This is a genomic window from Acinetobacter johnsonii ANC 3681, from assembly GCF_000368805.1.
In the GTDB taxonomy this organism is placed as follows: domain Bacteria; phylum Pseudomonadota; class Gammaproteobacteria; order Pseudomonadales; family Moraxellaceae; genus Acinetobacter; species Acinetobacter johnsonii.
Genome location: NZ_KB849704.1, coordinates 255,619 through 270,839, shown reverse-complemented (window position 1 = coordinate 270,839; position 15,221 = coordinate 255,619). Strand labels below are relative to the sequence as shown.

Here is a 15,221-nt window from a genome sequence, read left to right as displayed (position 1 = left end):
AGTGCTTGCAGTTAAGCGCTCTTTTGATACACTCGAATCCCCTTTTAATTTTTAACGCACCGAGGCAAAGTGACATGAAAGTAGGTCTGGTCGGTTGGCGCGGGATGGTTGGTTCCGTCCTTATGCAACGTATGGTTGAAGAGAATGATTTTGCTCATTTTGAGCCATTTTATTTCTCTACCAGTAATGCAGGCGGTGAAGCGCCTGCGTTTGGCGGTAAAACTGCCCCAGCACTTATGGATGCATCAGACATTAACAGTCTGAAGCAAATGGATGTCATTATTACCTGCCAAGGCGGCGACTATACCTCAGAAGTTTTCCCGAAGCTCAAAGCAGAAAACTGGACAGGCTATTGGATTGATGCGGCATCTACACTTCGTATGGAAGATGAAGCCATCATCGTACTTGACCCTGTCAACATGAACGTGATTAAAGATGGTTTAGTGAACGGCACCAAAACATTCGTGGGCGGTAACTGTACAGTTTCACTGATGCTGATGGGCTTAGGCGGTTTATTCCAAAACAATTTAGTGGAATGGGCAACCTCGATGACTTATCAAGCAGCATCGGGTGCTGGTGCGCAAAATATGCGTGAACTGATCTCTGGTATGGGCTATTTGTACAACAACACCAAAGATTTGTTAGATGACCCACGCTCCCCAATTCTAGATATTGACTCTAAAATTGCGGAATTACAACGTGGCGAAGGTTTCCCTTCAGCAAACTTCGGCGTGCCATTAGCAGGCTCACTCATTCCTTATATCGACAAACAATTAGACAGCGGTCAGTCGAAAGAAGAATGGAAAGGTCAAGTTGAAACCAACAAGATCTTGGGCAACCAGCAAATCGTTCCGATTGACGGTCATTGTGTGCGTATTGGTGCGATGCGTTGTCACTCTCAAGCTTTAACATTAAAGCTGAAGAAAGACGTGCCTCTCGATGAAATCGAAGATATGTTACGTAGCGCAAACCAATGGGCAAAAGTGGTTCCAAATACCCGTGAAGCGTCTATGACTGACTTAACACCTGTGGCTGTAACAGGCACATTAACAGTTCCTGTTGGTCGTCTACGCAAATTGAATATGGGCAAAGAGTACTTAGGTGCTTTCACTGTCGGTGATCAATTGCTTTGGGGTGCTGCGGAACCCTTACGTCGTATGCTCCGTATCCTGATTGACTACAAAAATACTTAAGCATTTACCCGCTAAAGTATTAAGCCGATCACACTTGATCGGCTTTTTTTTGTAACCCTGATGTTAACGTTTTACAAATAACACACAACTCGCTAATCTATAATTTTCGCTTTGCGATCTGTGACCGAGCTAAAGATTAAGATGACCGTAAATAACAAATTAAAGATAGCCATTTTAGCCATTATTGCTTCGCAAAATGTGAATGCGATCACTGTTGATCCTATTCAAATTCAGTCTGCACCTGGGGAACTGTTGTATGCAGAATTGAACTTTCACGATGCCGATCCGAATGCTCCCATTCAAGCCAGTCTAGCCAGCGCAGAAGATTTGATGTCTCTTGGTGTCATGCATCAGCCGCCCAGTAATCTGAACTTTTTTACCCGTCGTACCAGTGCCAGTACCGGTGTGATTACGATTACCTCTTCACGTCCTTTAACGGAAGCAGAACTGAACATTGTCGTCAAAATCAAAGAAGGCAATGCGGCACGACTACAACATATTAAAACAGCCAATAAACGCTCGGCAGCACTTCAAGCCCGCGCGAATAATAATGAAAAAGCCTTAAAACCGGTAGTGATTGTCAACGAAAAAGATATTGCACTGAACTTACCTGTCAGCACACAATTCAATAGCTTAAAAACAACAGCTACGCCGACGACAAATACAACACCCCTCAAACTCAATAACCATACCCCACCAAGCATGAGTGCGACCGCTATTTCGGCGCCAACGCAAGTTATTTCAGTAGCCTCTACACAAATTGCTGCAGCCGCTCAAACACCAGCTCCACGGGTTGAACCTATTACTCAAGCAAAAAAATCGGCAGATCCGTTGGTGCAAAAGTATGCCGATTCAGTTCAAAAATCAGATACACCTATTTCAGCACAGGCTAACCCTCAAGCCACTTCATCGACAGCAAAAACAACACCTGCTGCCCCTGCAACTACTGCACGCCAAGCCGCACCTCAAAGTGCCCATGTAGTTCGGTCGAATGAATCTCTATGGGGCATTGCATCGCGTATTGCTGCTGAAGAAAACCGTCCTGTCGGTGAAGTCATGCAACAAATTAAAGCCAAGAATGAACATGCCTTTATTCAAGGGGACGTAAACCGCTTACGTCGTGGTGCCAATCTCAATTTAACAGGTCTACAAACGGCAAAATCAGAGCAGAAAGTCTCCGTTTCATCACTTCCAAAACAAAGCTCACAGCAATCTGGCAAGGCGAAATACCGCCTCAATCAAGCCGAGATGAGTTTGGTTGCAGAGAAAGAGCAAGATTCAAGCCACGGTTCTGCCAAGAAGTCGACAGAAAAGAATCAAACATCAAACGAGTTGTCATTAAAAGTTATGACATCCCGTGAAAAAACCGTTAAATTACAGAGAAACGTAACACAATTAGAAGTGGCACTTAATCAGAAAGATCAGAGAATTCAATTACTAAACGCTCGTCTTGCACAATTGCAACAACAATTGAAAGCACAACAAACTGAGAAAAAGCCAACACACTAAAGTGTTATTTTGATTATTTGATTTTGGATGAACTTGCACAAAGACAAGTTCAAAAGGGGTAAAACATGCTTATTTATGTGATTCCATTTATCTTACTATTGGTTGTTGCCATAGTCTTAAAAAAGCGTGAGGCGAGTAAAGAAGCAGAACCAAAAACTCAAAAAGCGGTTGCTGCAAAAAACAAAGCCAAAAAAACCAGTTCGTCTAAAAAATCCCCACAACAAACTCAAGTTGTTGAAGATGTTGTCGCTAAAAAAGCCACGACACCACTCGCTACAGATCTACGTAATAAAATTGAAGGTCAAATTCGCGACCGCAATTTCTTCTCAGCTGAAGCACAAATCAACCAAGCCCTAAATAAAGACAATTCACAACACGAATTATATTTACTGCTGCTCGATATTCACTTGCTCCAGAAAGACGAGTTTGCCATCAGCCAATTGCTGAATCATTTACGTTCTTTAGAACTGGATGATATTTTGGCGCAAGCAGAAGCCAAAAAATCGGATTACGAACAATTAAATCAAAATACTAGCCATGATACGATTGAGTTTAAACCAACTGAAATTGCACCATCTGCACCAAAACCTGTAGTAGAAGTAACCAATACTGCTGACTTTGATGCCCTGATGTCATCAAACAATCCCGCTCCTGTGCAGGCTTCTGTTGTTGAACCTGTTCAAGACATTAAACCGCTTGATTTTGATACCTCAGCATTTACCACCACGACACCTGCTCAACCTGAACCGAGCATCGAAGTTCAAAGCTTAGAATTTGATATCTCTAGTTTAAATACACCAACAGCAGAACCAGCCAAACCTGCTGAAGAACTTAAACCGCTCGATTTCGGTTCACTCTCTTTAGAAAGCACGCCTGCCCAACCAGCAGAAACTGCTGCAGCCGACATCCAACCTTTAGATTTTTCGTTCAATCTTGACACAGCAGCTACAACAGCGCCAGAAGTAGAAACTTCACCGCATGCTGCAGATGAGCGTCCTGAATTTACATTTGATTTTTCAAGCGAATCCACGGCTGAAGCTGCAAAAGACATCCCTGCTTTTTCTTTCAATACGGTGAGCCCAAGTGAAGCGATAGTAGAAGAAACACCAGCAGTTGTTACGCCAAGCCCCAGTTTTAGTCTAGAGTCTAATGCGCCTGCCAATACGACGGATCAAAGCGATCCTCTGGTGCAGTCTTTCCCTCAACTGAGCGAAGTCAATGAAATACACTTAAACCTTGAATTGGCTGAGCAATACATTCAACTCGGCGCTTTCGAAGCTGCACGTGAAATTTTGGTTGAACAAGAACCAAATTACTCTACGGAACAACGTCAGCAAGTAGAACAGTTGCTGAGTCGCATAGCATCCTAAGCCATTTCGTTTTAAACTAAAGCAGTCATCACCGACTGCTTTTTTTATAATGAAAAAAATTGCGCTTATCTATATGGGTGGAACCTTTGGCTGTATTGGCGAACCCTTACAACCAATGCCTGCCGAAGACTTTATTCCCAAGCTCACACATGTCTTGCCGATTCATCTCGACATTGAATGTTTTATTGCACCTGTCATTAAAGACAGTAGCGCCTGTACGGCTGAAGACTGGTTATTGCTGATTCAGCTGATTCAACAATTACAACTGAAACAATTCCAGCATTTTGTCGTGATTCATGGCACAGATACCTTAAGCTATGCCAGTGCTGTCGCTGCACACTTTATCGCAGACTCCGCACGTGTGGTTTTCACAGGTAGCCAATATCCATTGCTTAATGTACAAGGCACAGATACGCGTGAATTTAGCGATGCCATTAGTAATTTGAATTTTGCCTTAGATGCCGTGGCGAAACATCCTGTCGGAGTGTATCTGGCTTTTCATCAACAGGTATTGCATGCGCAAACCGCGTTAAAACGACATACCACAGAACTGGATGCTTTTACAGGCGTCATGGCTGAACAGCCGATTCCACATAGCTTAAAAACACACATTGTACAAACAGGTGATGTAGAACAATCCCACCAGTTCAATTGCCTCAATCTGATGATGCAACCTGTTGCCTTAGCGCAACAATTGCAGAATTTGAAAAACCTGCTTACAGCCCCACCACATTTCCTCATTTTACAGGGTTTTGGAACGGGTAATTTAGCCGTAAATGCTGAGCTGATTGCACTTTTCGATGAATTTTACGCACAAGGCTGTGTTGTTATCTTAAGCACCCAAGTCCCTTTCGGGCGTACTGATCAGCGCTACGCAGTTGCCGCGTGGACAACCCAAGCCAAAATAATTGTCAGTGATTGCCTCGGGCATGCAGATCTGTATGCCAAAGCCCTCAAAATGTATTTACAATACCCCACTGCTGAAGCACGCTTCAGCCATTGGCATGATTTGGGTTAATTTGAGGTACATATGCAACGTTTTGCGATCGGCATTGAGTTTTGTGGAACACACTATCGTGGTTGGCAAACCCAGCAAACAGGTGTGATCAGCGTACAAGAGACGATTGAACAAGTACTCTCTAAAATTGCCAATGAACCGATTAGCTTACATGGTGCAGGTCGTACCGATGCTGGCGTTCATGCCACCAATATGGTGGCGCATTTTGATAGTTCTGCACTTCGTTCAGAGCGCAGTTGGTTAATGGGCTGCAACAGCCAACTGCCAAAAGATATCTCGATCCAGTGGATCAAAGCGATGGATCAAGACTTTCATGCACGCTTCAAAGCGCAGGCACGTCGTTATCGTTATGTCGTCTATAACCACCCGCAACGCCCTGCTCTTATGCATAAACAAGTCACACATGCCTATTATGCGCTAGATGTAGCGAAGATGATGCAAGCTGCTCAAAAGTTCGAAGGTACGCATAATTTTGAAAGCTTCCGTGCAGCCGCATGCCAATCCAATCAACCTGTGCGCCATGTCAGCCATTGTCGCTTGATTCAACATGGTCCATATTTGGTCCTCGACATTCAGGCTGATGGCTTCTTGCACCATATGGTCCGTAATATCATGGGCTGCTTACTGGAAATTGGTCAAGGTCTGTATGAAGTCGAGCATATTGAGGCTATTTTCGCAGCAGAAGACCGCAAAGCCGCAGGCATTACAGCCCCTCCTGATGGGCTATATTTCATTCATGCCGACTATCCAGCGCAGTTTGAGCTACCAAAGCGGCCGCTTGGACCGCACTGGCTCAATATGCCTGAATAATTTATTTTTGAATCCTCCCCCGCCTGCTTTTTTAAAGGAGGTTAGGAGGAATTTCTTAACGCTGCTTACGCTTGCGATATTCCACTGGGGTTTCATTGGTCCAGCGTTTAAATGCACGATAGAAGGTACTTGGCTCAGAAAAGCCCGTCAAATACACGATACGCTCTACACTTTCAGCCGTATTGGCCAAAAGTTTTTTCGCCAAACGGCAGCGATAATCAGACAAAATTTGCTGAAAGCTGGTATTCGCCTCACTAAGCTGTGTGCGTAAACGCCTTGGGGTAATACTGAGCTGTGAAGCCACTGTTTCAAGTGTGGTTTCGCCACTTTCTAGGGTTGAACCTATCGCGCGACGCACTTCACCCACCAAATCATAACGGGCTAATTCTTGAAGTTTTTCAATCGCTAACTGCTCATGCAGTTGTAATAATTCAGGTTCCGCCTGCCACAACGGATAAGCCAAAATACTTGGGTCAAAATATAAGCGGGTTTCTTTTTGCCCTAGACTAACAGGGCACTCATATACGCGGAAATACTCATCATCAAACGCGCCTTTACTGAAGTTAAAATCAATATAGATCGGTTCAAAGCGCCCTTCAGTAATAAATTTAAAGAACCGTAAAATACCAGACATCGCACATTCAGAAAAATGTCGATTGACCAAATTTTCAGCCCAAGGTTGTTCCCCATTGGTCAAATAACACCGGTCATCTTCAACCACCAACTTGGCATGAAAGGCATCACTGATCAAGCGCTGATAAGCCAAAGCACGCTTCAATCCCTCACCGAAGTTTTCGGATGAAATAAACAAATGCTCAATCACTTGGCCACGGTATAAAGGCAGATTTTCACCCAAATGTAGACCGATGTCTGGATCTCGGCTCACCTCTTCTGCCGCCACCCAAAAAGCGTATTGTGCGCTCAAAGGCGTACGCTCATTGGTTTCCATCTGATTTAATGCAACACCAGCCTTTGTTAAAATCTCTTCTGTTGGCAACCCTGAACGACGAATCGCTTGGTAGCCTAATCGCAATACAACCGATGCATCCGTTAGCTGACCCACGCTAGAACCTTCCTTGTATGTTCTTCATTTATACATAAAACATTAAAATTAGATTAACTGCGATTGACCGAACTGACAACAACTTATACAGTTTTTTTGTTGAAAATATTTATTCCGCTTGTTCGCTTATTTTACTGACAGATGATCAGGCAACCGCCCATTCCGCCTTGTTTTATGCAAAAAAATTGACTATAATTTGCGCCTTTCCAATTTATTCATTCAGGTAGGCTATGGCCAATAAAGAGGAACTCATCGAGTTCGAAGGCGTTGTCACCGAGACGCTTCCTAATACTATGTTTCGTGTACGTTTAGAAAACGGTCATGAAGTGATTGCTCACATCTCTGGTAAAATGCGTAAACACTATATTCGTATTTTGACTGGCGACAGTGTTAAAGTAGAAATGACACCTTATGATTTGTCTAAGGGTCGTATCACTTATCGTGCGCGCTAAGTTTTAGCGAAGCGAAAAAGCCACTTTTTAAGTGGCTTTTTTAATGTCTGCGCTCAGACTAAACGTTATACATCGACTATATTTAAACCAACAATCAAACTATAATTAAATGCAATAACAACCTAATACGCCAAAACAATAATGAAAATGACTACAATGAAGCGAGCTATTTTACTGTTCCCAATACTCTGTGTTGCTTGTGCCACAACAAGCCAAACGCAGCTCAACCAAACCTTACAACACTACATCGGACAATCGTCAGATCAAGTTCAAAATCAACTCAACCTCAATAGCATGGGCTATAAAGTACTCGGTGCTCCTGTACATACCCCCGAGAAACTAACCTACACCCTGCTACGCAATATGCCTATTCCGATGGGCACTCCCAATCTTGGGACTAGTGTCAGTATGGGTGCGCCCATTCCAACACCTTCCAGCGGTAGCCTGAATATTGAAATGAAATGCAAAATTGAGTTCAGACTGCATGATGATCTTGTGGAATCTATTCACTACATCGGCAAAGCATGTTAACAGCTATGTTATGTTGAACCATCTATATACCGTTTATCTCAAATTACTCGAAGCATACTCAAACGAACGTTCAGATATACAATACTAAAAGGGTCTTTCTCTGCTTAGGGGATGATCATGAAGCCCTTTATTGTCAGTTTCTTTAGTTCCATCTGCTTTCTACTGCTTCAAGCTTGTGGCAGTTCTCCAACGCAACACCAGACCGTCGTTTCACCCGCTAAAATTGCGCTCCCTGACTATTTAGAACAATATATCGGTCAAGATGTATCGAGCATTCGGCGCGAACTCAACTTACGTCAACTCGGTTATGAAACCTTAGGTGCGCCGATTCAAACACCAAACCAACTGAGTTACACCATTGTCAGACGGATTCAAATTCCAACCCCTATGCCCACTATGCGTAGCGACAGCAGTGTCGGTGCGATTCCTATTCCCACACATACACCATTTTATGATGTTCAGTTAGAGTGCCAAGTCCACTTCTGGTTAAAAGATAGTATTGCGCAATCAATTCAATATCGGGGTAAAGCTTGCAAAGGTTATTAAATCTTGAGCATAAAAAAACGCAGCGGATGGCTGCGTTTTCAAATTATTTTTGGCTTAGTTCAGTGCAGCCACAACCGCCTGCCCCATTTCCGCAGTACCTACTTTGCTCATGCCTTCAGACATGATATCAGCGGTACGCAAGCCTTGATCTAGGACATTGCCTACTGCATCTTCAATCGCTTGAGCAGCAGCTTCTTCACGGAAGGTATAACGCAACATCATAGCCACTGAAAGAATAGTGGCTAATGGGTTGGCAATATTTTGTCCTGCGATATCAGGCGCCGAACCATGGCATGGCTCATACATCCCTTTCGCATTTTCATCTAAGGATGCTGATGGCAACATCCCAATTGAACCTGTCAACATCGCGGCTTCATCAGACAAGATGTCACCAAATAAGTTACCTGTCACAATCACGTCAAACTGTTTAGGCGCGCGCACCAATTGCATTGCAGCATTATCGACATACATATGCGATAAGTTAATGTTTGGATAGTCAGCTTCTTTCATCGCCGTTACGGTTTGCTTCCAAAGCTCCGTCACTTCAAGGACGTTGGCTTTATCAACAGAACAAACTTTACCACCACGTAAACTGGCCATTTCAAAAGCCACTTTCGCAATACGCTTAATTTCAGACTCAGCATAAACGTCGGTGTTAAAGCCTTGTTTTTCACCATTCTCAAGTTCACGAATACCACGTGGCTGACCGAAGTAAATCCCGCCTGTTAATTCACGAACGATGAGAATATCAAGACCCGCTACAATTTCAGGCTTTAAGCTTGATGCATCTGCCAATTGCGGATATAAAATAGCTGGACGTAAGTTCGCGAATAAGTTTAATTCACTACGAATTTTTAACAAACCACGCTCTGGACGAATCGAACGCTCAATGTTGTCCCACTTCGGACCACCCACCGCACCAAGTAAAATCGCGTCTGCATTTTTGGCTTGTACTGCGGTCACATCTGGATAAGGTGAACCGTGTGCATCAATGGCAGCCCCACCGAGTAGGCCCTGTTCCCACGTTAAACCTAAATTGAATTGATCATTGACTCGTGTAAGTACCTGCTCTGCGGCTTTTACAATTTCAGGACCAATGCCGTCACCAGCCAAAATCAAAATATGTTTAGACATGAAATATTCCATTGTTGGTGAGTTCTAACTCACACGATTAAAGTTTTTGTTCTACAAACTCGCCCAAGCCATTTAAGACATTGTAAGGTTTGCAAAAACGACGAATTGTTCTTTGGTTTTGCTTTAAATCGACACACAAAGGGTCAGGTGCAGACATATTCAACAAGCTTCCCTGATGTCGACTTCGCGCACGGAACATTCTAAAGGTGTAGCGTTCCGCAGGCTTAAACCGATGAATCACATGCAGCGTTTCAGCACGATCGACCGAAACAGGATAGAAGCGAATCACCAGTTCATGTTGCCCCGCTGGCACTGACAGAAACAAGGCATTCGCTTCATTCAAATCATCTCGTTTTAGACGCACGACCTTCTCTCGAATGGCCTCACGGCTGACACGATGATTTTCTGCATCCACAATTTTGATCTGATTCCATCGTTCAAATTCGCAGCTCACCGTACCAGTACAGTAAAGCTGTGCATTATTTTTACTCGCTGGGGTATCCTGAATCCGCTTTATGCTTGCCGTATTCATGCTTTGGCAGGCAGTTAATGTTCCCACCAACGCCAGTAGAGCGATACGACTGTAACTCGTCACCATTGTTCAAGCCCAACCTTTACCAGTAGCAAAACGTTTAAAATTCTTTTGCTCGATATTAACAAGAGATGGCCCCAAGCACTAGATGCATCGAATTTTCAATTAAGCATGAATTTCAGCAAACACCCACGGACGTGATGCTTTGGTCTTTTCTTCATAGGCTTTGATGTCATCTGCAACCTGTAAAGTTAACCCAATATCATCCAAACCATTTAACAAACAGTGCTTACGAAACGGATCGACTTCAAATGTGAAGGCTTCACCCGATGGTGTACGCACTTCTTGCGCATCCAAATCAATCGTCAACTGATAGCCTTCTGTTGCTGCACATTCTTTGAAAAGTTGGTCAACAATCTCTTCAGACAAAATCACAGGTAACATGCCATTTTTGAAACTATTATTAAAGAAAATGTCGGCATAGCTGGGTGCAATCACAGTACGGAAACCATATTCTTCCAATGCCCAAGGCGCATGTTCACGGCTTGAACCACAACCAAAGTTCGCACGAGAAATTAAGATGCTTGCACCTTGGTAACGTGGCTGATTCAATGCAAAATCAGGGTTTTTAGGACGTTTAGAATTGTCTTGTCCTAAAAAACCTTCATCTAAATAACGCAACTCATCAAATAAGTTTTCACCAAAACCCGTGCGCTTAATGGATTTCAAAAACTGTTTTGGAATGATCAAGTCTGTATCGACATTGGCACGGTCTAAAGGTGCAACGATACCCTGTTCAACGGTATATTTTTTCATGTCTATGCTCCCAAGCCCGAATTAAAATGAACGCACATCAACAAAATGACCTGCAATCGCTGCTGCGGCTGCCATTGCTGGACTCACCAAATGCGTACGACCACCATTGCCCTGACGACCTTCGAAGTTACGGTTAGAGGTCGATGCACAGTGCTCACCGGGTTGTAATTTGTCTGCATTCATGGCTAAACACATTGAACAACCTGGCTCACGCCATTCAAAACCTGCTTCAATCAAAACTTTGTCTAAGCCTTCAGCTTCGGCTTGCGCTTTGACTAAACCAGACCCTGGAACCACCATGGCTTGTTTAATGGTACTTGCCACTTTTTTGCCTTTGGCCACTTCAGCCGCGGCACGAATATCTTCAATGCGAGAGTTGGTACATGAACCAATAAAGACACGGTCTAACTGAATATCTGCCAACGCCTGACCTGCGGTTAAACCCATGTAGTTATAAGCACGCGTCCAATCATTGCGTTGCACTTCATCTTTGGCTTGTTCTAAAGTTGGTACAGCTTGAGTCACTGGAATCACCATTTCAGGCGATGTGCCCCAAGACACTTGTGGCTCAATCTCTTCACCTTGCAATACAACTACAGTATCAAAATGCGCATCTGCATCCGAATGTAAGGTATTCCAATATGCAACAGCAGCATCCCACTGTGCGCCTTGTGGTGCATATGGACGGTCTTTGACATAGGCAATGGTTTTGTCATCGACAGCAACCATACCTACACGTGCACCGCCTTCAATCGCCATATTACACACCGTCATACGACCTTCAATCGACATATCACGGAACACTCGACCACCAAACTCGATGGCATGACCTGTACCACCCGCAGTACCAATTTTACCAATGATGGCTAAAACCACATCTTTCGGTGTTACGCCCTGACCCAATTGACCATCAACACGCACCAACATGTTTTTCATCTTCTTTTGAACCAAGCATTGGGTTGCCAATACATGCTCCACTTCAGATGTACCAATCCCGTGTGCTAAACAGCCAAATGCGCCATGTGTTGCCGTATGAGAGTCTCCACACACCACCGTCATACCCGGTAAAGTCAAACCTTGCTCAGGCCCGACCACGTGTGCAATCCCTTGACGCACATCATTAATGTCAAACTGCACCACATTAAAGGTTTTACAGTTGTCGTCTAAGGTCTGAACTTGGATACGTGAAGTATCATCTTCAATACCTGCGATTCCTTCTGAACGCTCTTTGGTCGATGTTGGAACGTTATGATCAGGGGTTGCCACATTCGCACTTAAACGCCATGGTTTACGACCCGCAAGTTGTAAACCTTCAAAGGCTTGCGGAGAAGTCACTTCATGTAATAAATGACGGTCGATATAGAGTAAAGCCGAGCCATCGTCGCGTTGTTTTACTAAGTGGTCATCCCACAATTTGTCATACAATGTTTTTGCTTGTTGGTTTTCGCCTGCCATGTCGATTGACTCCACTGGACTGGGTAATTCTTTCATTAAAATCGATTATAACGACGATTTCACATAAATCTAATTTATCATTTTTATTAATTTAAAAACTTTTTGGAATTATTTTAAATTTATACCTCTTTGTTTCAATCCCTTTGATTACAAGCCCTCACCGCTGGTTTTAATTCAAGCCCTATACGCCTATTTCTCAAACTGTTGTAGGCCTCACAGTATATTTCCCTGCTCAGCGATGCAAGGCTTATCTCCCCTATTTAGACCAATACTTTTGAAGCTCGCTTCGTTGATGTGAATAGAAAGACAGCGACCTATGCATAGACTAAAAGAGTGAAATCTACAGAAGCTTGTTTTCTCAAGTCAAACATGCCAAACAATCTACTGCATCGCCTTGCATTCAAAAACCCAATCACGAGCAATCAAAATTTCATTTTGACTTTATTAATGATAATAATTACTATTTACAAATGAAAGGCATTATTGAGAGGGTATTTATTATGGCGAACATTCAGAAATTTGTAGCGAACAATCAGCGCATATTCAAAAAAACCCTAAGCTATTACATCATGCACATTACTGTGGCCATGATTGTGGCTTACTTTGTCACAGGTAACTTATGGATGGCGGTCACCCTCAGCTTATTAGAACCAACCGTTCAAGCCTTCGCATTCTTTTTCCATGAACGTATTTGGGAGAAAAAGAACCGTACCACCGAAGAAAATATTCCCGCTTAAGCCTTTATATCAAGCACCCTCTCAACTCTCCAAAGATCACATCAAGTGATCTTTTTTTATTTCAGTCCAGACCAAATAACCTACTATTAATTTTAAAGATCGCAATTCATATAAAATTATTTTATAATTTAATTATACTTTCATAACTAGATTATCCTTATGAATCTTGCAGCCTTCGAAGCTTTTGTAAAAGTCATGGAAACCGGCTCTATTTCTTTAGCCGCAGATCAGCTCTTCATTACGCAACCTGCTGTAACCAAACGTATTCATAGTTTAGAAGAATATTTTGGTGTGAAACTGTTTGAGTCTGCGGGTCGTGGTGTACAAGCCACGCATGCCGCACATTCACTGCTGCCTAAAGTTAAAAACTGGCTCAATGAACTGGGTGACATTCACCATACCTTGAGTCATGAACAAGGCATGGTCCAAGGCAAACTCAAAATTGGCACCAGTCACCATATTGGTTTGCATCACTTGCCGAGCCATTTACGCAGCTATGTGCAAAGCTTTCCAAATGTCACCTTAGATGTGCACTTTGTCGATTCTGAGCAAGCACATGAAAAAGTACTGGCGGGTGATTTGGAGCTGGCTTTTTTAACGCTTCCACCCAAACTCGATGAGCGTTTGCAGTACGTCACCATTTGGGAAGATCCTTTAGTTTTTGTAGCAGCACCGTTTCATCCGCTAGCACAAATGCAAAACCTACAACTCGAAGACCTGATTCAATACCCAAGTTTATTGCCTGCATCACAAACCTATACCAGCCAAATCACCTTGGCAGAGTTTGAAAAACAAGGGCTGAAACCTAAAATCACCATGAGTAATAATCCACTCGAGTCGATTCGTATGTTGGCATCGATTGGACTGGGTTGGTCAGTGCTTCCAAAAACGATGATTAACCAAGACCTACAGCAGTTGAATGTGAAGTTCGAAATGAACCGTCAACTCGGTATGGTTTGGCATCCGGGCAGAACCCAATCTCGTGCGGTGCAAGAGCTGATTGCAATGATGAACTAAGCTTTACAAGCATTAAAAAACCATCCACAAGGATGGTTTTTTATTTTGCGCGAGCGAATTAAGAAGCACTTATAGCCAATGCAACCAGCCCAAGCCACATCACCAGCAAGATCGAACCTGCTATGAGATTTGTACCACCGCGATTTTCTAATTCAGTATGGACGCTTCCACTTCCCAACTGGTGAATCTTGGCAATCTGCTGATCGACATGATACTTGTACAAGGTATTCCCAAACATTCCAAAGGCTACGGCCAAGCCGATATTTGCACCAGAACTTTCAATCCCTAAAATTATTTCAACCATCCCTATGACCACAATCAAACCAATGGACATAAAGCCATAACTGTACATTTTTCGATAAAATAACCAGACCACACCTAAGAAAAATGCGGCAATATTAAAGCCTGCATATTGTTTCTTTGGCGTGATTTTTTCAAATTGAGCTTGATAGTAAGACTCATATTTCAAACCGACAAACAGGGCACGATCTTGTTCTAGTTGATTAACTGAAGCGACATGTTCTAAAGATGTAGAGTCAGGAAAAGTTTGATGATCGAGAGACATAAATTTCTACTTTTATCTTATTTTTATCAAGAGAGGCAAAGCTTCGACGCTCAGCCTCTTTAAGCTCAGTTTATTTTTGAATCAGTGAATCTTCATGCAGGGATTCATTCAGCTGATCTACAATAATAGCCCACTCACCGTCCGATTTAATTTTTTCTGCCAAAAACTGACGTTGTGCTTCAGTCCAATACTCTGCATCAACAATCGTGGTTTGTGCGTTGAGCTGATGCGTTACAATAAACAACGCGATGGCCTCTTCACTCGCATCTAAACCGAGTTGCTCAAACAGGTGGGTCATTCTTGGTCGTACACTCATATTTTTCTCCACGCTTATGTTCTAATTTTTCATAGTCAAAATAGTTTTAGCCAAGGTTCAACATAGCATATTTGGTTAATTTTCCAAGATCAGCCCACCTCTAGCCCGATATTTTATTATCGCTTTACGCACTTTTCATTTTTTACGTCGATGCCTT

Annotated in this window: 17 protein-coding genes; 10 read left to right on the top strand and 7 right to left on the bottom strand. The window is 43.1% G+C overall.

The window, feature by feature from the left end; translation table 11 throughout:
* The first annotated feature begins 74 nt into the window (after window positions 1–74).
* From asd to truA, 5 genes are all read left to right on the top strand, one after another.
* A complete protein-coding gene (asd, locus tag F946_RS03520; protein WP_004692521.1) occupies window positions 75–1,193 on the top strand; it encodes an aspartate-semialdehyde dehydrogenase in 1,119 nt (372 codons plus the stop codon).
* 141 nt (window positions 1,194–1,334) lie between these two features.
* The gene (locus F946_RS03515; RefSeq protein WP_004978956.1) at window positions 1,335–2,702 is read left to right on the top strand and encodes a FimV/HubP-related protein; all 1,368 of its coding nucleotides are present in this window, start codon (window positions 1,335–1,337) and stop codon (window positions 2,700–2,702) included.
* Between the two features lie 65 nt (window positions 2,703–2,767).
* Window positions 2,768–4,072: a hypothetical protein gene (locus F946_RS03510; RefSeq protein ID WP_004978952.1), complete on the top strand. Its 1,305-nt coding sequence runs from the start codon at window positions 2,768–2,770 to the stop codon at window positions 4,070–4,072.
* Window positions 4,073–4,121: 49 nt separating this feature from the next.
* Window positions 4,122–5,090 (top strand): asparaginase, encoded by a 969-nt coding sequence (locus F946_RS03505; RefSeq protein ID WP_004978950.1) that lies wholly within the window; start codon window positions 4,122–4,124, stop codon window positions 5,088–5,090.
* A gap of 12 nt (window positions 5,091–5,102) precedes the next feature.
* Window positions 5,103–5,900 carry a tRNA pseudouridine(38-40) synthase TruA gene (gene truA, locus F946_RS03500; RefSeq protein ID WP_004978946.1) on the top strand — a complete coding sequence of 266 codons (798 nt, stop codon included), beginning with the start codon at window positions 5,103–5,105 and terminating at the stop codon, window positions 5,898–5,900.
* 55 nt (window positions 5,901–5,955) lie between these two features.
* Here the strand turns inward: truA and F946_RS03495 are convergent, their stop codons facing one another.
* Complete coding sequence (locus F946_RS03495) at window positions 5,956–6,963, bottom strand: AraC family transcriptional regulator (RefSeq protein WP_004692528.1); 1,008 nt, start codon at window positions 6,961–6,963, stop codon at window positions 5,956–5,958.
* 230 nt (window positions 6,964–7,193) lie between these two features.
* On the opposite strand from F946_RS03495, the gene infA reads away from it, so the two are divergent.
* The 3 genes from infA to F946_RS03480 all read left to right on the top strand — a co-directional run bounded on the left by infA (window position 7,194) and on the right by F946_RS03480 (window position 8,492).
* Window positions 7,194–7,415: a translation initiation factor IF-1 gene (infA, locus tag F946_RS03490; protein WP_004692529.1), complete on the top strand. Its 222-nt coding sequence runs from the start codon at window positions 7,194–7,196 to the stop codon at window positions 7,413–7,415.
* A gap of 156 nt (window positions 7,416–7,571) precedes the next feature.
* A complete protein-coding gene (locus tag F946_RS03485) occupies window positions 7,572–7,946 on the top strand; it encodes a hypothetical protein (RefSeq protein WP_228128098.1) in 375 nt (124 codons plus the stop codon).
* Between the two features lie 117 nt (window positions 7,947–8,063).
* Entirely contained in the window at window positions 8,064–8,492 is a 429-nt protein-coding gene (locus tag F946_RS03480; RefSeq protein WP_004978939.1) for a hypothetical protein, read from the top strand.
* 54 nt (window positions 8,493–8,546) lie between these two features.
* Here the strand turns inward: F946_RS03480 and leuB are convergent, their stop codons facing one another.
* The 4 genes from leuB to leuC all read right to left on the bottom strand — a co-directional run bounded on the left by leuB (window position 8,547) and on the right by leuC (window position 12,429).
* Window positions 8,547–9,626 (bottom strand): 3-isopropylmalate dehydrogenase, encoded by a 1,080-nt coding sequence (gene leuB / locus F946_RS03475; protein ID WP_004692535.1) that lies wholly within the window; start codon window positions 9,624–9,626, stop codon window positions 8,547–8,549.
* 37 nt (window positions 9,627–9,663) lie between these two features.
* The gene (locus F946_RS03470; RefSeq protein ID WP_004978936.1) at window positions 9,664–10,224 is read right to left on the bottom strand and encodes a hypothetical protein; all 561 of its coding nucleotides are present in this window, start codon (window positions 10,222–10,224) and stop codon (window positions 9,664–9,666) included.
* Between the two features lie 99 nt (window positions 10,225–10,323).
* Window positions 10,324–10,974 (bottom strand): 3-isopropylmalate dehydratase small subunit, encoded by a 651-nt coding sequence (gene leuD, locus F946_RS03465; protein ID WP_004692538.1) that lies wholly within the window; start codon window positions 10,972–10,974, stop codon window positions 10,324–10,326.
* Window positions 10,975–10,995: 21 nt separating this feature from the next.
* Window positions 10,996–12,429 (bottom strand): 3-isopropylmalate dehydratase large subunit, encoded by a 1,434-nt coding sequence (leuC, locus tag F946_RS03460; protein WP_004978933.1) that lies wholly within the window; start codon window positions 12,427–12,429, stop codon window positions 10,996–10,998.
* A gap of 500 nt (window positions 12,430–12,929) precedes the next feature.
* On the opposite strand from leuC, the gene F946_RS03455 reads away from it, so the two are divergent.
* Window positions 12,930–13,166: a DUF2061 domain-containing protein gene (locus F946_RS03455; RefSeq protein ID WP_004692541.1), complete on the top strand. Its 237-nt coding sequence runs from the start codon at window positions 12,930–12,932 to the stop codon at window positions 13,164–13,166.
* 159 nt (window positions 13,167–13,325) lie between these two features.
* A complete protein-coding gene (locus tag F946_RS03450) occupies window positions 13,326–14,183 on the top strand; it encodes a LysR family transcriptional regulator (RefSeq protein WP_004692542.1) in 858 nt (285 codons plus the stop codon).
* Between the two features lie 58 nt (window positions 14,184–14,241).
* Here F946_RS03450 and F946_RS03445 read toward each other — a convergent pair whose 3' ends face one another.
* Window positions 14,242–14,748, bottom strand: coding sequence for a DUF2628 domain-containing protein (locus tag F946_RS03445; RefSeq protein WP_004978930.1), 507 nt, complete (start codon window positions 14,746–14,748; stop codon window positions 14,242–14,244).
* A 70-nt stretch (window positions 14,749–14,818) separates the two neighbouring features.
* The gene (locus tag F946_RS03440; protein WP_004978928.1) at window positions 14,819–15,064 is read right to left on the bottom strand and encodes a DUF2789 family protein; all 246 of its coding nucleotides are present in this window, start codon (window positions 15,062–15,064) and stop codon (window positions 14,819–14,821) included.
* Between the last annotated feature and the right edge of the window lie 157 nt (window positions 15,065–15,221).